Raw genomic sequence first — 21,643 nt, 5'->3', positions numbered from 1 at the left:
TTAAGTTAAGACTTAGACTGTTCAGGCTGGCTTCCGCTCGTGGCTGGCTGTTCGTTATCAGCCGTCACTTCTTGTGCTTTTACCTGCGCGCCAGGACGCACTTTTTGCAGCCCACTTACAATCACGCGGTCGCCCGACTTAAGACCTTCTGTCACCAACCACTTGTCGCCGATCGCCTGAGTGGCGACGATCTGACGGGTTTCCACTTTGTCATCCGCCCCAACAACCAGTGCACTGGCTTCACCACGCGGGGTACGCGTTACACCCTGCTGCGGAACCAGAAGTGCGGTTGGATTCGTCCCTTCTTCCAGACGGGCGCGAACGAACATGCCTGGCAGCAAGGTGTGATCCGGGTTCGGGAAGATGGCGCGCAGCGTAATCGACCCAGTGGTTTGGTCAACGGTCACGTCAGAGAACTCCAGCGTACCGGACTGCGGGAATTTAATGCCGTCGTTGGTGACCAGATCGACTTTGGCTTTTCCGTTCTCTTGCTTCAGCGTGCCATTTGCCAGCTCTTGCTTCAGACGCAGGAAGTCATTGCTCGACTGTGTCACATCAACATAGATAGGATCGAGTTGTTGGACGGTGGCCAGCGCAGTGGCTTGACCATTTTGTACCAATGCACCTTCCGTGACAGACGATTTACCAATGCGACCGCTGATAGGCGAAGTCACTTTGGTGTAGGCCAGATTGATACGTGCGGTTTCGACGGCAGCTTTTGCGGCAACAACAGCAGCGTTCGCCTGTTGCGCATCCGCCTGCGCGGTATCGTAATCCTGTTGACTGATGTACTTGGTACCCAACAGTTTCTGGTAACGCTTAACGGTCAGCTGTGCGATGTTCGCCGCTGCCTGCGCTTTGGCTAAATCACCTTTTGCACTTTCGTAAGCGGCCTGATAAGTCGCAGGATCAATCTGATAGAGAGACACACCCGCTTCGACGTCACCGCCTTCCGTGAAATTGCGCTTCAGGATAATGCCACTTACCTGAGGGCGAACTTCCGCAATACGGAAAGCGCTGGTGCGACCCGGGAGTTCAGTCGTGATTTGCAGAGGTTCAGTTTTGAGCGTCACAACTCCAACTTCTGGCTTCTGCTGGCCCCCTTTTTGGGCCTCTTTGTCGTCACATCCTGTTAGCGCTAAGCTGCCTGAGAGCATCAGAACGACCGCCAGAGGCGTTAACCCTCTGTTTTTGTTCATATGTAAACCTCGAGTGTCCGATTTCAAATTGATCAATGGTCTAGCCCATAAACCCATTACTGCGTTTATATTATCGTCGTGCTATGGTACATACATTCACAAATGTATGTAAATCTAACGCCTGTAAATTCACCAACATATGGCACGAAAAACCAAACAACAAGCGCTGGTAACACGACAACACATACTGGATGTAGCTCTGCGTTTGTTCTCGCAACAAGGTGTATCATCCACCTCGCTCGTGGAGATTGCAAAAGCTGCTGGCGTCACACGCGGTGCAATCTATTGGCATTTCAAAAACAAGTCGGATTTATTTAGCGAAATCTGGGAACTATCAGAATCCAATATTGGTGAGCTTGAGATTGAGTATCAGGCAAAATTCCCCGACGATCCACTATCAGTATTAAGAGAGATTCTAGTCTATCTTCTTGAAGCCACTGTGACAGAAGAGCGCCGACGGTTGCTGATGGAGATTATATTCCATAAATGCGAGTTCGTTGGGGAGATGTTTGTCGTTCAACAGGCGCAGCGAAGCCTCTGTCTGGAAAGTTATGATCGCATTGAACAAACGCTAACGCATTGTATTCATGCGCAAATGTTACCCGAAAATCTTAACACCCGCCGGGCGGCGATATTAATGCGCAGTTATATCTCTGGCATAATGGAAAACTGGTTATTCGCCCCGCAGTCCTTTGACCTTAAAAAGGAGGCGCGCGATTATGTCGCTATTCTGTTGGAGATGTATCAATTCTGTCCAACGCTGCGCGTACCGTTATCTGGTGAAAGCTCCTGATGCCATCCCAGGATTTTTCCTGGACGCTTTCCATCCTGCTATTTTGTCTGTGTGAGCCGTGATATTCTTGCGCTCTGGCTATTTTCGGTCGTTCTTCCGGTTCAGAAACCTTCATTCTCATGACTATGTTGCAGCTTAATAAACGTTTACAGCATCTTGTTTTTATAACGACTTTTTTCTTCATCCTGTTGCTGTCCTGCCAGTCATCTGCATTTGCGCGCGCGCAATCGAATGGTGACCTGCCGACGAAAGCCGATGTGCAAAGCCAGTTGGATGCGCTGAGCAAACAAAAAGACCTCACCGCACAGGACAAACTGGTACAGCAGGACCTCCTTGAAACACTGGAGACGCTCGACAAAATTGAGCGGGTGAAAGACGAAACCGTTCAGTTGCGTCAGAAAGTGGCGCAGGCGCCGGAGAAAATGCGCCAGGCGTCTGATGCGCTCAATGCGCTGAGCGACGTCGACAATGATGATGAAACGCGAAAAACATTAAGCACACTTTCATTGCGTCAGCTTGAATTGCGCGTTGCGCAAGTGCTGGATGATTTGCAAAGCGCGCAAAACGATCTGGCGACCTATAACAGCCAACTCGTCTCCCTCCAGACACAGCCAGAGCGGGTGCAAAACGCCATGTACACCGCCTCTCAGCAACTGCAGCAAATTCGTAATCGCCTGGATGGTACCAATGTGGGCGAAGCGGCGCTACGCCCAAGCCAGCAGGTGTTGCTCCTGACGCAGCAGGTGTTGCTCAATGCGCAGATAGATCAACAGCGTAAGAGTCTGGAAGGCAATACAGTCTTGCAGGATACCCTGCAAAAGCAGCGCGATTATGTGACGGCAAACAGCAACCGACTGGAACATCAGCTTCAGCTCTTACAGGAAGCGGTAAACAGCAAACGCCTTACGTTAACGGAGAAAACGGCGCAGGAAGCGGTCACTCCGGATGAGACAGCGCGTATCCAGACGAACCCGCTGGTGAATCAGGAGCTGGAGATCAACCACCAACTGAGCCAGCGGCTGATTTCTGCCACGGAAAACGGCAACTCGCTGATGCAGCAAAATATTAAGGTCAAAAACTGGCTTGACCGCGCGCTGCAATCGGAACGCAATATTAAGGAACAAATCGCGGTCCTCAAAGGCAGCCTGCTGTTGTCTCGTATCCTTTATCAGCAACAGCAAACCCTGCCGTCAGCCGACGAATTGAAAGATATGACCAACCGCATTGCGGATTTGCGTCTTGAGCAATTTGAAGTCAACCAGCAGCGTGACGCGCTGTTTCAGAGCGATGCCTTTGTCGCCAAACTGGAAGAAGGGCACGCCAAAGAAATTAATGATGAAGTTCACGACGCGCTGCTACAGGTGGTCGAAATGCGCCGCGAACTGCTCGATCAGCTGAACAAACAGCTCGGCAATCAATTGATGATGGCCATTAACCTGCAGATCAATCAGCAGCAGTTAATGAGCGTCTCCAAAAACCTGAAAGAGATCCTCACCCAGCAAATTTTCTGGGTTAACAGTAACCGTCCGATGGACTGGGACTGGATTAAAGCCTTCCCGCAGACGCTGAAAGATCAGTTTAAGTCGATGAAAATCACCGTAAACTGGGAAAAGGCCTGGCCTGCGGTGTTTATTGCTTTTCTGGCGGGATTACCGTTATTACTGATCGCCGGACTGATACGCTGGCGGCTGGGATGGCTCAAAGCGTACCAGCAGAAATTAGCCGCAGCGGTGGGGTCATTACGTAATGACAGCCAGCTCAACACGCCAAAAGCGATTCTCATTGATCTGATCCGCGCCTTACCGGTGTGTCTGGTCATCCTTGCCGCCGGTCTGATCCTGCTCACCATGCAGCTTAACATCAGCGATCTCCTGTGGGCGTTCAGTAAAAAAATGGCGCTTTTCTGGCTGGTGTTTGGATTGTGCTGGAAAGTGCTGGAGAAAGAGGGCGTCGCAGTACGCCACTTTGGTATGCCAGCACAACTGACCAGCCATTGGCGTCGCCAGATCGTGCGTATCAGCCTCGCGCTACTACCCCTGAATTTTTGGTCGGTGGTGGCGGAACTCTCACCGCTGCATCTGATGGACGATGTGCTGGGTCAGGTAGTCATTTTCCTGAACCTGCTGCTGATTGCTTTCCTGGTGTGGCCGATGTGCCGTGAAAGCTGGCGCGACAAGGAATCGCACGGGCTGCGACTGGTCACCATCACGGTGTTATCAATCGTGCCTATTGCGCTGATGGTCTTAACGGCGACTGGTTATTTCTATACGACGCTGCGTCTGTCTGGCCGCTGGATTGAAACGGTCTATCTGGTGATTATCTGGAATCTGCTGTATCAGACGGTATTGCGTGGATTGAGCGTTGCCGCCCGCCGTATTGCCTGGCGTCGCGCGCTGGCGCGTCGTCAGAATCTGGTCAAAGAAGGCGCGGAAGGTGCCGAACCGCAGGAAGAGCCGACCATTGCGCTCGAACAGGTTAACCAGCAAACGCTGCGTATCACCATGTTGCTGATGATCGCGCTGTTCGGCGTGCTGTTCTGGGCAATTTGGTCTGATTTGATTACCGTGTTCAGCTATCTCGATAGCATTACGCTCTGGCATTACAACGGCACGGAAGCGGGTGCGGCGGTGGTGAAAAACGTCACCATGGGCAGTCTGCTGTTTGCCATTATTGCCTCCATGGTGGCCTGGGCGCTGATCCGAAACTTGCCGGGGTTGCTGGAAGTGCTGGTGCTTTCGCGCCTGAAAATGCGCCAGGGCGCGTCTTACGCCATCACCACGATCCTCAATTATGCGATCATTGCCATTGGCGCAATGACGGTGTTTGGATCGCTCGGCGTATCGTGGGACAAACTGCAGTGGCTGGCAGCGGCTCTGTCGGTCGGTCTTGGTTTTGGTTTGCAGGAGATCTTCGGTAACTTTGTTTCGGGTCTGATTATTCTGTTCGAACGCCCGGTACGTATTGGGGATACGGTCACGATCGGTACCTTCTCGGGAACGGTAAGCAAGATCCGCATTCGCGCCACCACCATTACCGACTTTGATCGTAAAGAAGTGATTATCCCGAACAAAGCGTTTGTGACCGAGCGTCTGATCAACTGGTCGCTCTCGGATACCACCACGCGTCTGGTGATCCGCCTTGGTGTGGCCTACGGTTCGGATCTGGACAAAGTGAAAAAAGTGCTGTTGCAGGCAGCGGCGGAACACCCGAAAGTGATGCACGATCCGGAACCGGCGGTATTCTTTACCACCTTTGGCCCCAGCACGCTGGATCACGAGCTGCGCTTATATGTGCGTGAACTGCGCGATCGTAGCCATACGGTAGATGAGCTGAACCGTGCGATCGATCGTCTGTGCCGTGAAAACAATATCGACATCGCCTTTAACCAGCTTGAAGTGCATCTGCGCAACGAGAAGGGGGATGAGGTGACAGAAGTGAAACGCGAGATCAAAGGCGACGATCCGACGCCAGCGATAGGGTAAACAAGTTCTCTTCTTTCAGCGGCTCTCTTCCTACGAGGAGGCGAGCTGCTGAGTTTTCCTTTCATAGTCCCGCTTTATAATCTCCAGCGCTTTCAGTACCGTGTCGGGTGCGACGTTGTGCTCTTCTAATAACATAATCAAATCAACGGCCAGTTTGACCTCATCAGGGGCGTTTTCAAGCGACATAGATTCTCCGGGGGTTAGCGGGTTAAACGTGCCAGAACGTTTTCTATTTTTTCCAGCGCGTGGCGACAGCGTGCCAGACGGGCCTCATAGGCTTCAACTTCACGATGCAATTTCTGTTGTTCATCCAGGCGGGTGGCCCTGGCGAGCAGGGCTTTACGCTCTTGCGTCATTTCCAGCAGACGGCGCTCAAATTGCTGGTGCTGAATACGTTTGCGTTGCCAGCGGGTGAGTGCCGGAGAGCCACTGTCCCATTCCCGGAGTGACCACGAGGCGGTTTCACGTGAAATCGCTTCCATCTGGGAGGCAAGATGTTCGGCGAGCCAGGCGATTTGGGGCAACTGCTGCTGATCAACAGCATGACGCAGGGCGGTCAGGTTTTCCCCGGCTTCCTCCAGATAGGCCTGTAGCAATGTGCTGCGTGTATGAAAAAGATGGCGGTCAAAGCGAGGGCTGAGGGTTGCATGCAACGCCTGCGGAGCGCAACGCTGGCGCAGGTTTATGAGTTGCTCTTCCAGCTTCTGTAACAGCATGTCGGTTTTCAATTTAACACTCCGATGAAAATGATAACCGTTATGCTAAAGTAGCATTCAGGTGTTCCAGATACTCTTATTATGCAACGTATTATTTTAATCATTATTGGCTGGCTGGCGGTAGTGCTGGGAACATTGGGTGTTGTACTGCCGCTGTTGCCCACCACGCCTTTTATCTTGCTGGCGGCCTGGTGCTTCGCCCGTTCATCGCCACGCTTTCACGACTGGTTGCTCTATCGCTCGTGGTTTGGCGGATACCTTCGCTATTGGCAACAGCATCACGCGATGCCTCCTGGCGCTAAGCCACGGGCGATCATCCTTATTTTGATCACCTTCGGCGTTTCTCTGTGGCTGGTCAATATGATGTGGGTCCGGATACTGTTACTGGCAATCTTAAGCTGTCTGCTGATTTTTCTGTGGCGGATCCCGGTGATTGATGAAAAGCAACAAAAGCACTGAAGCACCATAATCGCTGTTGCAATTGTTGCCAACAGCCAGTAAATTCGACCGTTTTCGAGCACAGGCGCAGGCGGTCAAAGGTTAAACAATCGTTACCTTGACCTGATATGATTGCGCCGTGAGTAACACCGTTCTTAGCAGGCATACATCCATGACCGCGACTGCACAGCAGCTTGAGTTTCTTAAAAATAGCATCAAAAGCATTCACGACTACCCAAAACCGGGCATTCTTTTCCGTGATGTCACCAGCTTACTGGAAGACCCGAAAGCGTACGCGCTTAGCATTGAATTGCTGGTTGAGCGATACAAAGATGCGGGCATCACCAAAGTCGTCGGCACCGAAGCGCGTGGCTTCCTGTTTGGCGCGCCGGTAGCACTGGGCCTGGACGTTGGGTTTGTTCCCGTACGTAAACCACGTAAATTGCCACGTGAAACGATCGCTGAAAGCTATGAACTGGAGTACGGCACCGATCAGCTGGAAATTCACGTAGATGCCATCAAACCGGGCGACAAAGTTCTGGTCGTTGATGATCTGCTGGCAACAGGTGGAACCATTGAAGCGACCGTAAAACTGATCCGTCGTCTGGGCGGTGAAGTGACAGATGCGGCGTTCATCATCAATCTGTTCGATCTCGGCGGCGAGCAGCGCCTGGAAAAACAGGGACTAACTTGCTATAGCCTGGTGCCTTTCCCGGGACACTGATTCAGGCTATCTTATTTGCCATTTTGGCCCCGGGCAGTGCTCGACAAAACGCATTTGCGTTTTGAACGGCGCTTGCGGCGGCCCGAAAGGGTGAGCGTAGCGAATAAATCCTCACGTACTGCGTGTACGCTCCGGTTTCTGCGCGCTGTCCGTAACCAAACTGGCTGCAACGATAACGCCTGAATATCACCTGTCAACCTCGCTGTATCTGCGAGGTTGTGTTAGCATTACCCCTTCGTGAATCCACCTTCCAGCGTTTCAGAGCCTGCCAATGAGTTATCAGGTCTTAGCCCGAAAATGGCGCCCACAAACCTTTGCTGACGTCGTCGGCCAGGAACATGTGCTGACCGCACTGGCGAACGGCTTGTCGTTAGGGCGTATTCATCATGCTTATCTTTTTTCCGGCACCCGTGGCGTCGGGAAAACCTCTATCGCCCGTTTGCTGGCGAAAGGGCTGAATTGTGAAACCGGCATTACCGCCACCCCATGCGGCGTGTGTGATAACTGCCGTGAAATCGAGCAGGGACGTTTTGTCGATCTGATTGAGATTGATGCCGCGTCGCGCACCAAAGTTGAAGACACCCGTGACCTGCTGGATAACGTCCAGTACGCGCCTGCGCGTGGTCGTTTCAAGGTCTACCTGATCGATGAAGTGCACATGCTGTCGCGCCACAGCTTCAACGCGCTGCTCAAAACCCTTGAAGAACCGCCAGCCCATGTGAAGTTTCTGCTGGCGACGACCGATCCGCAGAAGCTGCCGGTGACGATCCTGTCGCGCTGCCTGCAATTTCATCTCAAAGCGCTGGATGTCGATCAAATCCGCCATCAGCTTGAGCATATCCTCAACGAAGAGCACATCAGCCATGAACCGCGGGCACTGCAATTGTTGTCCCGCGCGGCGGACGGCAGTTTGCGCGATGCACTGAGTCTGACGGACCAGGCGATCGCCAGCGGCGACGGTCTGGTCTCTACTCAGGCGGTGAGCGCGATGCTCGGGACGCTGGACGATGACCAGGCGCTTTCTCTTGTTGAAGCCGTGGTGGAAGCCAACGGCGAGCGTGTGATGTCGCTGGTCAATGAGGCGGCCGCGCGTGGTATCGAATGGGAAGCATTGTTGGTTGAGATGCTGGGTCTGCTGCACCGCATTGCGATGGTGCAGCTTTCGCCTGCGGCGCTCGGTAGCGACATGGCGGCCATTGAACAGCGTATGCGTGAACTGGCGCGAGTAGTGCCGCCAACCGACATTCAGCTCTACTATCAGACGCTCTTAATCGGTCGTAAAGAGCTGCCTTATGCGCCGGACCGGCGGATGGGCGTTGAAATGACGCTACTACGTGCGCTGGCATTCCACCCGCGTATGCCGCTCCCGGAGCCAGAGGTTTCGCAACCCGCTTTTGCACCGGTCGCCCCGACAGCGGTAATGACCCCGACTCAGTTGCCACAGCTATCTGCGCCTGTGCATCAGGCACCCGCGGCCCCGTTGCCGGAATCCACCAGTCAGGTACTGGCGGCGCGTAATCAGCTGCAGCGTGCTCAGGGAGCAACCAAAGCAAAAAAGAGTGAACCGGCAGCCGCTACCCGCGCGCGGCCGGTGAATAATGCTGCGCTGGAAAGACTGGCCTCCGTTTCTGAACGTGTTCAGGCGCGTCCGGCGCCCTCTGCGCTGGAAAAGGCGCCAGCGAAGAAAGAAGCCTATCGCTGGAAGACAACCAATCCCGTTGTTGAAGTGAAAGAGGCGGTCGCCACGCCGAAAGCGCTGAAAAAAGCGCTGGAGCATGAAAAAACGCCAGAGCTGGCGGCCAAACTGGCGGCGGAAGCGATTGAGCGTGACCCGTGGGCGGCGCAGGTGAGCCAGCTTTCACTGCCAAAACTGGTGGAGCAGGTCGCGTTAAATGCGTGGAAAGAGGAAAACGGCAATGTCGTGTGTTTGCACCTGCGTTCTACGCAGCGGCACCTCAATTCCAGCGGCGCGCAGCAAAGGTTAGCGGAGGCATTAAGCGCCTTAACGGGCTCGCCGGTTGAACTGACCATCGTTGAAGACGATAATCCTGCGGTGCGAACGCCGCTCGAGTGGCGTCAGGCGATTTATGAAGAGAAACTCGCGCAGGCGCGTGAGTCGATTATTGCGGATAATAACATTCAGACGTTGCGCCGTTTCTTCGACGCAGATCTGGACGAAGAGAGTATCCGCCCCATTTGATCGTAAGCTGTGCTTATGGTCGTCATCCCTTAACGTGATTGAGAGAGAAGCCTATGTTTGGTAAAGGCGGTCTGGGTAACCTGATGAAACAGGCCCAGCAGATGCAAGAAAAAATGCAGCAGATGCAAGAAGAAGTCGCCAAGCTGGAAGTGACTGGCGAATCTGGCGCAGGACTTGTGAAAGTGACCATCAACGGTGCGCATAACTGCCGCCGCGTGGAGATCGATCCAAGCCTGCTGGAAGACGACAAAGATATGCTGGAAGATTTGGTTGCTGCGGCATTCAACGATGCGGCTCGCCGCATTGATGAGACCCAGAAAGAGAAAATGGCATCCGTCTCCTCCGGCATGCAACTGCCGCCAGGCTTTAAGATGCCGTTCTGATGCAAACCAGCCCGCTGTTAACACAGCTGATGGAAGCGCTGCGTTGCCTGCCGGGCGTTGGCCCCAAGTCAGCGCAGCGTATGGCGTTCACGTTACTACAACGCGATCGCAGCGGCGGGATGCGTCTGGCGCAGGCGCTGACGAAGGCGATGTCGGAGATCGGCCACTGCGCCGATTGCCGCACCTTCACCGAGCAGGAAGTGTGCAATATTTGTGCGAACCCGCGTCGTCAGGAGAACGGTCAAATTTGTGTCGTAGAGAGTCCTGCGGACATCTACGCCATTGAGCAAACCGGGCAGTTTTCCGGGCGTTACTTCGTGCTGATGGGGCATTTGTCGCCGCTGGACGGTATTGGGCCGGATGATATCGGTCTTGACCGTCTGGAGCAGCGACTGGCAGCCGAGCAACTCAGTGAAGTGATCCTCGCGACCAACCCAACGGTCGAAGGAGAAGCTACCGCCAACTATATTGCTGAGCTTTGCGCGCAATATGAGGTTGAAGCCAGCCGTATCGCCCATGGCGTGCCGGTCGGCGGCGAGCTGGAGATGGTCGATGGCACTACGCTGTCGCACTCTCTTGCCGGGCGTCATAAGATTAAATTCTGAACAAACGGAGGTCGTGCCCGCGGCCTCCGCTTGAAATCCCTCACGCTCGTCCCCATTTCCCTCTCAACGTGTTTATTACCATTGAAAATGGCATTGTTGAGGTAGATCTACATGAAAGGACAAGAAACCCGTGGTTTTCAGTCAGAAGTAAAACAGCTTCTGCACCTGATGATCCATTCTCTGTATTCCAATAAAGAAATCTTCCTGCGTGAGCTTATCTCTAACGCCTCGGATGCGGCAGACAAGCTGCGTTTTCGCGCGCTGTCTAACCCGGACCTGTATGAAGGCGACGGTGAGCTGCGTGTGCGTGTCTCCTTCGATAAAGATAAGCGTACGTTGACCATTGCCGATAACGGCGTGGGGATGAACCGTGACGATGTTATCGATCACCTGGGGACCATCGCAAAATCCGGTACCAAGTCCTTCCTCGAATCCATGGGCTCCGATCAGGCGAAAGACAGCCAGCTTATCGGTCAGTTCGGGGTTGGTTTCTACTCCGCGTTTATCGTGGCCGATAAAGTGACCGTACGCACCCGTGCGGCGGGCGACAAGCCGGAAAATGGCGTGTTCTGGGAATCTGCCGGTGAAGGCGAATATACGGTTGCCGATATCACGAAAGCGGATCGCGGAACGGAAATCACCCTGCACCTACGTGAAGGGGAAGACGAGTTCCTCGATGACTGGCGTGTACGCTCCATCATCAGCAAATATTCCGACCATATCGCACTGCCGGTAGAGATTGAAAAACAGGAAGAGAAAGACGGTGAAACCGTGGTTTCCTGGGAAAAAATCAACAAAGCGCAGGCGTTGTGGACGCGTAACAAGTCTGACATTAAAGACGACGAATACAACGAATTCTATAAGCACATTGCTCACGACTTCACTGACCCGCTGACCTGGAGCCACAACCGCGTGGAAGGGAAGCAGGAGTACACCAGCCTGCTGTACATCCCGTCGCAGGCGCCGTGGGATATGTGGAACCGCGATCACAAGCACGGCCTGAAGCTGTACGTTCAGCGCGTGTTTATTATGGATGACGCTGAGCAGTTCATGCCGAACTACCTGCGCTTCGTCCGCGGCCTGATAGACTCCAACGATCTGCCGCTGAACGTTTCCCGTGAAATTCTGCAGGACAGCACGGTAACCCGCAATCTGCGCAGTGCGCTGACCAAACGTGTATTGCAGATGCTGGAAAAACTGGCAAAAGATGATGCGGAAAAATACCAGACATTCTGGAAGCAGTTCGGTCTGGTGCTGAAAGAAGGCCCGGCGGAAGACAACGCAAACCAGGAAACGATCGCCAAACTGATGCGTTTCGCCTCTACGCACACCGACTCTTCTGCGCAGACCGTTTCACTGGAAGAGTACATCTCCCGGATGAAAGAAGGGCAGGAGAAGATCTACTACATCACCGCGGACAGCTATGCGGCGGCGAAGAGCAGCCCGCATCTGGAACTGCTGCGTAAGAAAGGCATCGAAGTGCTGCTGCTTTCTGACCGCATCGATGAGTGGATGATGAACTACCTGACCGAGTTCGACGGTAAGCCGTTCCAGTCCGTTGCTAAAGCTGACGAATCTATCGATAAGCTGGCGGATGAAGTGGATGAAAGCGCGAAAGAAGCGGAAAAAGCGCTGACCCCGTTCGTTGAGCGTGTGAAGACCTTACTGGGCGACCGTGTGAAAGAAGTGCGTCTGACGCACCGTCTGACCGATACCCCGGCCATCGTGACCACCGATGCGGACGAAATGAGCACCCAGATGGCGAAACTGTTCGCTGCTGCGGGCCAGGCGGTACCAGAGGTGAAATACATCTTTGAACTCAACCCGGATCACGTGCTGGTAAAACGCACGGCAGATACCCAGGATGAAGCACAGTTCAAAGAGTGGGTTGAATTGCTGCTGGATCAGGCGCTGTTTGCCGAACGCGGCACGCTGGAAGATCCTAACCTGTTCATCCGTCGTATGAACCAGCTGCTGGTGTCGTAATTTTTACCCGGCACTGAGCATCACCACAAAAGGGCAACGCAGGTTGCCTTTTTTCGTTTTAGCGCATCGACACCGTCGTCACGCTATTTGTCGCCAGCGTTTCCTGCGTGTACTGCGCCAGTTCACCGCTTTGCAAATAGACCTTGTGGGTGATGCAGAGACTCACTTGCCCTTCCGGTAACCGTAAAAGCCAGGCCTCATCCGCATTGAGTATTTTTCCCGACCATATTTTGACGTCGTGACTGATGGCGTAACCACAGGTTTGCTCAATGTAGTGAAGCACGGACTGGCGGCAGTTATCCTGAGTAAACGCCGGGAATAACGCCTGCGGCATCCAGGTTTCTTCAATGATGGCAGGTTGTTGGTTGATGATCCGCATTCGGCGATAGTGAATCAACGCGGTCTCTGGCGGTAAGTCGAACAGCGCCGCGACCTCAGTAAAGGTCGACTGAATATTATAACTGAGCACCACGTTATCCAGCGTTTGATCCCGGTGAATACGTTCTGACAGGGTAATGACATTGTTGTCCTGGTAAAACTCGGGTGGATTAACGAAGATCCCTGAACCTTGTCGGGTATGGACGAACGATTCCCTTTTCAGGCGCGCAACGGCTTTCTGAATGGTGGGGCGGCTGACGCCGTAGCGCTCTGCGAGGGCATGTTCACCTTCTACCGGTTCACCGGCAGCGTATTCACCTTTAAGGATTTTCTCTCTTAACAACAGATAGATATCAAGATACTTCATGGCGTCCGTTGTGGCGCGTCTTACGACGCGCCCTTTGTTAGGCTTGCGGTTGAACGAGAAATTGCTGCTTTTTCGTCATTCTAAGTCGTTTGAGCGCAATAGCAATTGCGGCAGTGGTGATAATGCCGCTGCCCATTGCGATGAGCGCCATTAACGGCTGATCAAAACCGCCCAGCAGCACAATGATCGGGCCGCCATGCGCGACATTGCAGTGCAGGCTGAAAACAAAGCCCAGTATGCATGCCACCGCAGAGCCAATCATGTTAGCCGGGATCACCGACAGCGGATCGCGGGCGGCAAAGGGAATCGCGCCTTCCGAAATCCCGACCAGCCCCATTGCGGCTGCGGCTTTACCGTTCTCGTACTCTTCATCGTCAAACAAATTGAAACGCCTGCCGATAATGGCCGCCAACGCCATGCCCAGCGGAGCAACCGGGATGGCTGCCGCCTGCGCGCCCATAAACTGCGTTTGCCCCTGGGCGATAAGACCCACGCTGAACATGAAGACCACTTTGCCAAAGGGGCCGCCCATGTCAAAGCCCTGCATCAGTCCCATCACCAGGCCAATCAGAATGATATTGCCGGTGGAAAGGTTGGTCAGCATATGGTTAAGGAAGGCCATCAGGTCGGCGACCGGCGCGCCGATGACAAAGATAAATAACGCGGCAATGAACGCGGTGCCCGCAATAGGCGCGATCATGATCGGCACCAGCGGTAGCAACATTTTGTGCCAGGAAAGATGGGTCAACCAGCGGATGAAATAGCCTACCAGCAGCCCGGCAATGATCGCACCGATAAACCCACATCCTGCGCTGGCGCCGTAAAACGAACCGGTATTAGCAATCCAGCCGCCGATAAGTCCTGGCGCCAGTGCGGGCCGTTCACCAATCGCGTAAGCAATATAGCCGGCAAGAACAGGGATCATCAGGGTGAATCCGACGACGCCGACATTCAGTACCTGGTTCCATAAACTGCCCTCCGGGATAGCCAGTCCTGACGGCGTCGGCACGCCGCCCAGCGCCAGCGCCAGGGCGATCATCAGCCCGCCGGTCACGACAAACGGGATCATGTACGAGACACCGTTCATCAGCGATTTGTATAACTGGCTACGTACCGATGTGGTCGACGCCTGCGTTTTGGCTGTGCCTTTTGCCTGGTAAGGTTGTGCCGCCAGCGCCTGGTTAATTAACCCTTGCGCATCTTTGATGGCGGCTTTGACGCCCGTGATGACCACTTTCTTACCGTTAAAGCGATCCAGATCGACTTGTTTATCACAGGCGACAATTATGGCGTCAGCCCGGGCGATATCGTCCCCGGTCGGCGCATTTTTTACGCCAATGGAGCCGTTGGTTTCGACAATGGCCTCATAGCCCATCTCTGCGGCCGCTTTTTCCAGCATCTCTGCGGCCAGGTAAGTGTGTGCAATCCCCACCGGGCAACCTGTCACGCCGATGATCAGTCCGCGTGAGGCGGCGGCGCTTATCGTTTCGGTAGACGCTTCACTGGACTGGCAGAAATAATCCGTGACGGCCTGAGCATCCTGACAGGCGAGGATTTGGCTGACGCTGTCATCTTCCACCAGTCGGGAAGAGATCTGCGCCAGAACCTCAATGTGGGCTTCACTGGCCTGTTCCGCCGAGGCGATCATCAGGATCAGGTGGGTGGGTTGCCCATCTTCAGCGCCATAATCAATACCCTGGCGACTGATGCCAATCGCGACGGCAGGCGATAAAACACAGCTGCTACGGGCGTGCGGAAGCGCAACACCGCCTTCAAATCCGGTATTTCCCGTCTCTTCTCTTGCCCATATCTCCTGGATAAATTCCCCGGTGTGGCGAATTTTATTCTCGCGGAATAAAAGGTCTGCGAGTTCAGTCAGCGCTGCGTCTTTTTGGCTTGATTTGAGATCCAGACAAATCAACGCCGGATGAATAAGGTCGTTTATCTTCACAGTAGACTCTCACGATTATTTGTATTTACAACTTTCGCAGAGGCTAAAAGTTTACCCTGTAGGGGATCTTGATATTGATCATGACTTGAGGCGCGTGCGACGCCGTTTACTTGGATTTGCTGGCGATTTCACACAATACACCTGGTGATGATTTGTTCATTTCAGGATTCTTGATTTAGGTCAAAGACGGTTATTTGTAATTACAAGTTAATAGAGGGACGATTTTTATGGAGGCAGGACAGTGAGCAAACAACCGATTATCGCCGAACAAGTCGACGTGAATAAAAAGATCCCGTGTGAAAAAAGCCCGGAAGAGCAACTCGCGATCATGGAAGCCTACACCAGGGCATTCCAGTCAACGCCGGAGCGCTTTGCACGCGAAGTTCGCTGCCTGCAGGAACTCTATCCCACGCTGTTCCGCCGTCCCTTTGCCGACGATCTTATTCTGGGGCGTGTCGACGCGCTGCCGATTGGCTTTGGTTGCGTCACCTCGGTGGGCGGCGTTGGCCACTACTGCCATTTTGCGAAGTTGAGCCAGCTGCGTGAAACGCTGGAAACAGAGGCCCAGCGGGAGAGAGTCGATGCGCTTGAGCACTTCTGGCGCGAGCATGACACCCGTACGGTCTATTTCCGCCAGGCACTGACAGACGACACTCTGGGCAAGTTTGTCGATGTTAACTTCCCGGCGATCGCCACCGCGCGTTTAAGCGGGATGTATCTGGATTATCCGCAGCTGATGGATCTGGGGATCGGCGGGCTGCTTTTGCGCATTGAACAACAGCAGAAACTGGCTGAAAGCGTGAAGGACGAGACGGCGGTTCAGTTGTATCACGCCTTCCGCGATGTGCTGGGCATTTTGCAGCAGGTGATTGACCGACACATTCAGCTTGCCGCAGACGAAATGATGAATTGCACGGATACCGATCGCTGTCAGCATCTGGTGCTGTTAATGAGTGAACTGGCTGCCATCCGCAATGATAAACCGGCCACCTTTATTCAGGGGATTGAATTGAGCTGGCTGTATAGCCTGTGCGCGGGCGTGGTGAACTATGGGCGCATGGATGACTATCTTGGAGATCTGCTGGTGGCGGATCTTCAGGCCGGACGACTGACCGAACGGCAGGCCATTGACTGTATTCGCTCCCACTATCGTCTGATTGAAGCGCGTAAAACCACGGTGAACGGCCGCGTTGTCGTCGGTGGGAAAGGGCGGCGTAACCCGAAAAATGCCGATGTCTATTGCCGCCTGGCGATTCAGGCTGTCGAAGAAAATGGCGATACGGAGCCGCAATTTACATTGCGTATCTATGACGGGATGGATAGCACTATCTGGCAACAGGCGCTGGCGGTGATTGGCACAGGTTTGACCTATCCCATTCTGTATAACGATGACGTGAATATTCCGGCAGTGATGAATGCTATGCAGGTGGCGGAAGCGGAAGCTGAGCAGTATGTTCCCTTTGGTTGCGGCGAGTTCGTGTTGGCCGGAAGAAGCGTCGGCACGCCGAATACCTGCATGAACTTACTTAAAATTCTCAATATTTCGCTCAGCGGCGGCATTGATTTTTGGGATGGCAAAGAGAAAAGCGGTGGCGTGGCATTAATTCAGCCAGAACAGATAACCTGTTTTGATGATGTGCTCAGTAACTACCAGCGCTTACTGGATTACTACATTGACACTACGGCGCGCGCCCAGGCGTTGTCTTATCAGGTGATGAATGAGCAAGTCGGATTTTTATTCACCTCACTGCTGACGGCAGACTGCGTGGCGCGCGGCAAAGCTCTTCTTGATGGCGGCGCGCGTTACCTGGGCGGGACTAACGAAACCTACGGAAATACCAATGCGGCGGATTCCCTGACCGCGATCAAACAGGTCATTTTTACCGAGCAACGCTACAGCTACATGACGCTGATTGCGGCGCTGCAAGCGGATTTCCAGGGGTACGACGACCTGAAGCGCGCGCTGATTGCCGCAACGAAGTTCGGCAATGACGACGACGCTGCCGATGACCTTGCGGTTATGCAGCATCGCTATGTCTGCAACGGCGTGCGTGACGCGGCGAAGCGGGTTGGGCTGGACAGCTATCTGGTGGTGATCATCAACAACCAGGTCAATACCGAATGGGGGCGTGCCACCAGCGCGTCAGCGGATGGGCGACACAAAGGCATTTATATGAGCAATGCCAACAACCCACAAAGCGGCGCGGATAAAAATGGCCCGACGGCGATGCTTAACTCGTTGTTGAAACTGGACGCGAAATATCACGCCGGTTCGGTACAAAACATCAAATTCAGTAAAGGGCTGTTCAACACCCGCCGTCCGCTGGTTGAGGCGTTAATGCACTCGTATTTTGAGCGGGGCGGGCCGCAATTGATGGTCAGTGTGGTGGGCAAGGGCGAACTGGAGGCGGCGTATCAACACCCGGAAAAATACCCCAATCTGATTGTGCGGGTCGGCGGGTTCAGCGCGCGTTTCGTCAATCTGGACAGAGATGTTCAGCAGGAAATCCTCAACCGTACGCTGAACGACTGAGGTGCGCGATGAGCGAGACGGGCACGATTTTTGATATTCAGAAATTTTCTCTCCACGATGGGCCAGGGATCCGCACCACGGTATTTCTGAAAGGCTGCCAGATGCGCTGCGTCTGGTGCCACAACCCAGAATCGCTGAGAGCGGAAAAGCAACTGGCGTTTATGGAGCATAAGTGCCTGCAATGTCAGCGATGTGCTGAGGTTTGCCCGCACGGTTGCCACCAGTTTGCACAAGGGCGGCATGAGATTGACTACTCTGCCTGTCAGGCGTGCGGACGCTGCGTTGAGGCGTGCCCCGCGCAAGCGCTTAAAATCTACGGTCAGACCCGGGATGTTGACGATATCATCGCCGAGGTCATCAAGGATAAGCCCTACTTTGAGAAAACGGGGGGCGGAATAACGTTATCCGGGGGAGAGGCGATGTTCCAGTTCCCCTTTGCGTTAGCCCTTGCAAAAGCGGCGAAAGCCGCGGGTTTGCACGTCTGTATTGAAACCAACGGTGCGTCGCGCCCTGAGCGCTATCGCGAGATAGCCCCCTGGGTGGATCTTTTTCTGCTCGATTATAAAGTGACCGATGTGCGTGCGCATAAATCGCATACCGGTATCGCCAAACGCGTGGTGGAGACGACGCTGGAAACGCTCAATGAGATTGGCGCAAAGGTTGTCCTGCGCTGTCCGCTCATTCCGGGGTATAACTTCAATGACGAGCATCTTGCCGCGATCCGCGCTATCACCGCCCGTTACGACGCGATCCTGCATGCCGAAATACTGCCATACCATAATTTAGGCATGGCGAAACATCGTGAGCTGGGGCAGATCCCGGTTTGCACGATTGCCGTACCGGACGACGCGACCGTGGCGAAAGCACTGGACGTTCTGAATCAAGAGGGCGGAAAAGCGGTGCGTCGGGGGTAGAGGTGAGAATGTACACAGGATTTAAAAGGCGTGATTCAAAATATTTCACGATATCCTACTGTTAACCGTTTCAGCGGAAGGCGCCTTTCTTGAGCCAATTGCGTGATGGTGGTATCGTTTAGCGCTTTTTAAAAAATATCGACAACCTTTAAGGGGATTTTCGTAATGCGTATCATTCTGCTTGGCGCTCCGGGCGCGGGTAAAGGCACTCAGGCTCAGTTCATCATGGAGAAGTATGGTATTCCGCAAATCTCCACAGGTGACATGCTGCGTGCCGCAGTGAAGTCGGGTTCCGAGCTGGGCAAACAAGCAAAAGACATCATGGACGCCGGTAAACTGGTGACCGATGAGCTGGTTATTGCACTGGTGAAAGAACGCATCGCCCAGGAAGACTGCCGCAATGGTTTCCTGCTCGACGGTTTCCCTCGCACGATTCCGCAGGCTGACGCCATGAAAGACGCGGGCATCGTGGTCGATTATGTTCTCGAATTTGCCGTACCGGACGAGCTGATTGTTGATCGCATCGTGGGTCGTCGTGTTCACGCGGCATCTGGCCGTGTATACCACGTCAAATTCAATCCGCCAAAAGTGGAAGGTAAAGACGATGTGACCGGCGACGAGCTGACCACGCGTAAAGACGACCAGGAAGAAACCGTACGTAAGCGTCTGGTCGAATACCATCAGATGACCGCGCCGCTGATTGGTTACTACCAGAAAGAAGCCGAAGCGGGTAACACCCAATACGCGAAAGTTGACGGTACTCAGGCCGTGGCTTCCGTGCGTGCCGACCTGGAAAAAATCCTCGGTTAATCGCCATATCTTCACCCGGCATCCGCCGGGTGAATTTTTATACCTCTCACAGCAATTAGTTCTTCTTCCTCACTTTTCCGCTACAATTCTCCGCAATATGAATGGACAAGAGGCGGTAATGCGTCAGACGAAAACCGGTATTCTACTGGCTAACCTTGGCACTCCCGATGCCCCAACGCCTGAAGCGGTCAAACGCTATTTAAAGCAATTTTTAAGCGACAAACGCGTAGTCGATACCCCCCGGCTGTTATGGTGGCCGCTGCTGCGCGGCGTGATTTTGCCGCTGCGTGCACCGCGCGTGGCGAAACTCTACCAGTCTGTCTGGCTGGAAGAGGGCTCTCCGCTGATGGTTTACAGCCGCAGGCAACAGCAGGCGCTGGCCGAACGACTTCCTGACACGCCTGTCGCATTGGGGATGAGTTACGGTTCGCCCTCACTGGAAAGCGCGGTTGACGAACTGCTGGCCAATAATGTGGAAAACATAGTGGTCTTGCCGCTTTACCCGCAATACTCCTGCTCGACGGTCGCCGCAGTCTGGGATGAACTGGCGCGTATTCTGGCGGGGAAACGGCGTATACCGGCGATCTCTTTGATTCGCGATTATGCCGACGACAGCGCGTATATCGAGGCTCTGGCCAACAGTGCGCGCGCCTCTTTTGCACAGCATGGCGAGCCGGATTTACTGCTGCTCTCTTATCACGGTATCCCCCAGCGTTACGCCGATGAAGGTGACGATTACCCCCAGCGTTGTCGTGACACCACCCGCGAACTGGTTTCTGCGCTCGGCGTCGCGCCTGAAAAAGTGATGATGACTTTCCAGTCTCGCTTTGGACGTGAACCGTGGTTGACGCCGTACACCGACGAGACGCTGAAAATGCTGGCTGAAAAGGGCGTGGGGCATATTCAGGTCATGTGCCCGGGATTTTCAGCAGACTGTCTGGAGACGCTGGAAGAAATTGCGGTGCAGAATAAAGAGGTCTTCCTCGAGGCAGGCGGCAAAAAATATGAATATATTCCGGCGCTTAACGATGCGCCAGAACATATCGAAATGATGGTGAAACTGACGGCGGCTTATCGCTGAGCGTCATCCAGTTGCTGCATGAAATAGTGTGCGCCATCGCGCAGAGCATCATCGGCGGCTTTCATCATCCGCGAGTAGTGCAGGAAGGCGTGGAGCGTACCGGGGTACATTTTGTATTCGCAAGGCTGCTGATGCGCCTGTAACGTCTGGTGCAGCAGACGGCTGTCATCAATTAAGGGATCAAACTCCGCTCCGGCAATAAAGCAGGGCGGCACATCCCGCGTCAGGTCGTTGTTAAACAGGCAGTAGTACGGCGACTCGCGATCTTCTGCGTCACGCAGATACGCCTGTTCATAACTCTGCAGATCCTGACGGGTTAACCCGTCCCAGTCGCCGCCAAACAACCGGCGGCTGACCGAATCCTGCAATCCATACAGCCCGTACCAGAGCAGAACCCCGACCACCTTACCGCAGACAATGTGCCTGTCGCGCAACCAAAGCGCACTGGCGAGCGACAGCATGGCGCCTGCGGAATCTCCGGCAAAACCGATTTTCTGCATGTTGAGTGAGAACGCGTCTGCGTGTTGATGGAAGAACTGACAGACGGCTGCGGTTTCTTCAATCGCCTGCGGGAACCGGGCTTCCGGAGACAGGGTGTAATCAATGCCAATGACCGTACACTGGGTGTAACGCGCCAGGAGCCGCATAATCCGGTCATGGGTGTCCAGATTGCCGAGAATAAACCCACCGCCGTGCAGGTAAAACAGGGTGGCTTTGCTCTCGCGCTGCGGGTAGTAAAGGCGTGTGGCGATCGCCCCAAACGGGGTCGGAACGGCGCACTCTCGGGTGTTCATTTCTGGCGCATCGGCGTTCCAGAACTGCCGTTCACGGGTGTAGTGTTGGCGTTGAGCGTTGATATCGCCATCAACGGGCCAGGGCGGCAGGTTTTCTTGCTGAAAGTTCGCCACGACGTTCATTTCCGCTGAAATGCGCTCGAGGACGGGGATTTTATTTTCCGGTTTCATAAAACGCTCCTTGTGAAAGGAACCCATTGTAGAAATTGTCACCCGATAAACTGCGATCCCGTCGTCCGATATTGAAACTCTGCCTCACGTCGCGCGATGAGGAGGGAATGTGCTACCA

At 54.1% G+C, this 21,643-nt stretch carries 18 protein-coding genes and 1 other annotated feature; of the genes, 12 read left to right on the top strand and 6 right to left on the bottom strand.

All coding sequences use genetic code 11. The annotated features are described in order from the left end of the window. Positions 1-5: 5 nt before the first annotated feature. Positions 6-1,199 carry a multidrug efflux RND transporter periplasmic adaptor subunit AcrA gene (gene acrA / locus P2W74_RS17125; RefSeq protein WP_276292556.1) on the bottom strand — a complete coding sequence of 398 codons (1,194 nt, stop codon included), beginning with the start codon at positions 1,197-1,199 and terminating at the stop codon, positions 6-8. A gap of 139 nt (positions 1,200-1,338) precedes the next feature. Here acrA and acrR point away from each other — a divergent pair, with 139 nt between their 5' ends. Next, positions 1,339-1,992, top strand: a complete 654-nt coding sequence (gene acrR / locus P2W74_RS17120) for a multidrug efflux transporter transcriptional repressor AcrR (RefSeq protein ID WP_276292555.1) — start codon at positions 1,339-1,341, stop codon at positions 1,990-1,992. Positions 1,993-2,111: 119 nt separating this feature from the next. Then, positions 2,112-5,474: a mechanosensitive channel MscK gene (gene mscK, locus P2W74_RS17115; RefSeq protein WP_276292554.1), complete on the top strand. Its 3,363-nt coding sequence runs from the start codon at positions 2,112-2,114 to the stop codon at positions 5,472-5,474. Between the two features lie 30 nt (positions 5,475-5,504). Here mscK and rsmS read toward each other — a convergent pair whose 3' ends face one another. Next, positions 5,505-5,660: a pleiotropic regulatory protein RsmS gene (gene rsmS, locus P2W74_RS17110; protein WP_276292553.1), complete on the bottom strand. Its 156-nt coding sequence runs from the start codon at positions 5,658-5,660 to the stop codon at positions 5,505-5,507. A gap of 14 nt (positions 5,661-5,674) precedes the next feature. Continuing rightward, entirely contained in the window at positions 5,675-6,202 is a 528-nt protein-coding gene (gene priC, locus P2W74_RS17105; protein WP_276292552.1) for a primosomal replication protein N'', read from the bottom strand. 69 nt (positions 6,203-6,271) lie between these two features. On the opposite strand from priC, the gene P2W74_RS17100 reads away from it, so the two are divergent. The 6 genes from P2W74_RS17100 (at position 6,272) to htpG (ending at position 12,526) form a co-directional block, all read left to right on the top strand. Beyond that, a complete protein-coding gene (locus P2W74_RS17100) occupies positions 6,272-6,649 on the top strand; it encodes a DUF454 family protein (protein WP_203358638.1) in 378 nt (125 codons plus the stop codon). 151 nt (positions 6,650-6,800) lie between these two features. After that, positions 6,801-7,352 carry an adenine phosphoribosyltransferase gene (gene apt / locus P2W74_RS17095; protein WP_203358637.1) on the top strand — a complete coding sequence of 184 codons (552 nt, stop codon included), beginning with the start codon at positions 6,801-6,803 and terminating at the stop codon, positions 7,350-7,352. Between the two features lie 271 nt (positions 7,353-7,623). Beyond that, the gene (dnaX, locus tag P2W74_RS17090) at positions 7,624-9,552 is read left to right on the top strand and encodes a DNA polymerase III subunit gamma/tau (protein ID WP_276292551.1); all 1,929 of its coding nucleotides are present in this window, start codon (positions 7,624-7,626) and stop codon (positions 9,550-9,552) included. Continuing rightward, positions 8,885-8,949 (top strand) — a sequence feature (DnaX frameshifting element). It overlaps the preceding gene by 65 nt. A gap of 53 nt (positions 9,553-9,605) precedes the next feature. Next, complete coding sequence (locus tag P2W74_RS17085; protein WP_276292550.1) at positions 9,606-9,935, top strand: YbaB/EbfC family nucleoid-associated protein; 330 nt, start codon at positions 9,606-9,608, stop codon at positions 9,933-9,935. Further along, entirely contained in the window at positions 9,935-10,540 is a 606-nt protein-coding gene (gene recR, locus P2W74_RS17080; protein ID WP_276292549.1) for a recombination mediator RecR, read from the top strand. The genes P2W74_RS17085 and recR overlap by 1 nt, the downstream gene beginning before the upstream one ends. Before the next feature lie 111 nt (positions 10,541-10,651). Further along, positions 10,652-12,526 (top strand): molecular chaperone HtpG, encoded by a 1,875-nt coding sequence (htpG, locus tag P2W74_RS17075; RefSeq protein WP_276292548.1) that lies wholly within the window; start codon positions 10,652-10,654, stop codon positions 12,524-12,526. Positions 12,527-12,584: 58 nt separating this feature from the next. Here the strand turns inward: htpG and P2W74_RS17070 are convergent, their stop codons facing one another. Next, on the bottom strand, positions 12,585-13,271 hold the full coding sequence (locus tag P2W74_RS17070; RefSeq protein ID WP_276292547.1) for a GntR family transcriptional regulator: 687 nt from the start codon (positions 13,269-13,271) through the stop codon (positions 12,585-12,587). A gap of 37 nt (positions 13,272-13,308) precedes the next feature. Further along, the gene (locus P2W74_RS17065; RefSeq protein ID WP_276292546.1) at positions 13,309-15,222 is read right to left on the bottom strand and encodes a PTS fructose transporter subunit IIABC; all 1,914 of its coding nucleotides are present in this window, start codon (positions 15,220-15,222) and stop codon (positions 13,309-13,311) included. A gap of 241 nt (positions 15,223-15,463) precedes the next feature. Between P2W74_RS17065 and P2W74_RS17060 the strand changes: the two genes are divergently transcribed. From P2W74_RS17060 to hemH, 4 genes are all read left to right on the top strand, one after another. Further along, the gene (locus P2W74_RS17060) at positions 15,464-17,755 is read left to right on the top strand and encodes a pyruvate formate lyase family protein (protein ID WP_276292545.1); all 2,292 of its coding nucleotides are present in this window, start codon (positions 15,464-15,466) and stop codon (positions 17,753-17,755) included. An 8-nt stretch (positions 17,756-17,763) separates the two neighbouring features. Then, entirely contained in the window at positions 17,764-18,669 is a 906-nt protein-coding gene (locus P2W74_RS17055; RefSeq protein ID WP_276292544.1) for a glycyl-radical enzyme activating protein, read from the top strand. 165 nt (positions 18,670-18,834) lie between these two features. Beyond that, a complete protein-coding gene (gene adk, locus P2W74_RS17050; protein ID WP_276292543.1) occupies positions 18,835-19,479 on the top strand; it encodes an adenylate kinase in 645 nt (214 codons plus the stop codon). A 118-nt stretch (positions 19,480-19,597) separates the two neighbouring features. Then, positions 19,598-20,560 (top strand): ferrochelatase, encoded by a 963-nt coding sequence (gene hemH / locus P2W74_RS17045; protein WP_276292542.1) that lies wholly within the window; start codon positions 19,598-19,600, stop codon positions 20,558-20,560. Here the strand turns inward: hemH and aes are convergent. Further along, positions 20,551-21,525 (bottom strand): acetyl esterase, encoded by a 975-nt coding sequence (gene aes, locus P2W74_RS17040; RefSeq protein WP_276292541.1) that lies wholly within the window; start codon positions 21,523-21,525, stop codon positions 20,551-20,553. The genes hemH and aes overlap by 10 nt on opposite strands. Positions 21,526-21,643: the final 118 nt, after the last annotated feature.

Source organism: Citrobacter enshiensis, assembly GCF_029338175.1.
GTDB lineage: Bacteria > Pseudomonadota > Gammaproteobacteria > Enterobacterales > Enterobacteriaceae > Citrobacter_D > Citrobacter_D enshiensis.
The sequence above is the reverse complement of the archived record's forward strand: the minus strand, read 5'-3'. Positions and strand labels throughout refer to the sequence as shown.

Coding starts and splice junctions, on each gene's coding strand:
- rsmS (WP_276292553.1), bottom strand. CDS start 5,660: ATGTCGCTTGAAAACGCCCCTGATGAGGTCAAACTGGCCGTTGATTTG.
- mscK (WP_276292554.1), top strand. CDS start 2,112: ATGACTATGTTGCAGCTTAATAAACGTTTACAGCATCTTGTTTTTATA.
- apt (WP_203358637.1), top strand. CDS start 6,801: ATGACCGCGACTGCACAGCAGCTTGAGTTTCTTAAAAATAGCATCAAA.
- htpG (WP_276292548.1), top strand. CDS start 10,652: ATGAAAGGACAAGAAACCCGTGGTTTTCAGTCAGAAGTAAAACAGCTT.
- dnaX (WP_276292551.1), top strand. CDS start 7,624: ATGAGTTATCAGGTCTTAGCCCGAAAATGGCGCCCACAAACCTTTGCT.
- aes (WP_276292541.1), bottom strand. CDS start 21,525: ATGAAACCGGAAAATAAAATCCCCGTCCTCGAGCGCATTTCAGCGGAA.
- P2W74_RS17085 (WP_276292550.1), top strand. CDS start 9,606: ATGTTTGGTAAAGGCGGTCTGGGTAACCTGATGAAACAGGCCCAGCAG.
- P2W74_RS17055 (WP_276292544.1), top strand. CDS start 17,764: ATGAGCGAGACGGGCACGATTTTTGATATTCAGAAATTTTCTCTCCAC.
- acrR (WP_276292555.1), top strand. CDS start 1,339: ATGGCACGAAAAACCAAACAACAAGCGCTGGTAACACGACAACACATA.
- P2W74_RS17070 (WP_276292547.1), bottom strand. CDS start 13,271: ATGAAGTATCTTGATATCTATCTGTTGTTAAGAGAGAAAATCCTTAAA.
- acrA (WP_276292556.1), bottom strand. CDS start 1,199: ATGAACAAAAACAGAGGGTTAACGCCTCTGGCGGTCGTTCTGATGCTC.
- P2W74_RS17100 (WP_203358638.1), top strand. CDS start 6,272: ATGCAACGTATTATTTTAATCATTATTGGCTGGCTGGCGGTAGTGCTG.
- hemH (WP_276292542.1), top strand. CDS start 19,598: ATGCGTCAGACGAAAACCGGTATTCTACTGGCTAACCTTGGCACTCCC.
- recR (WP_276292549.1), top strand. CDS start 9,935: ATGCAAACCAGCCCGCTGTTAACACAGCTGATGGAAGCGCTGCGTTGC.
- adk (WP_276292543.1), top strand. CDS start 18,835: ATGCGTATCATTCTGCTTGGCGCTCCGGGCGCGGGTAAAGGCACTCAG.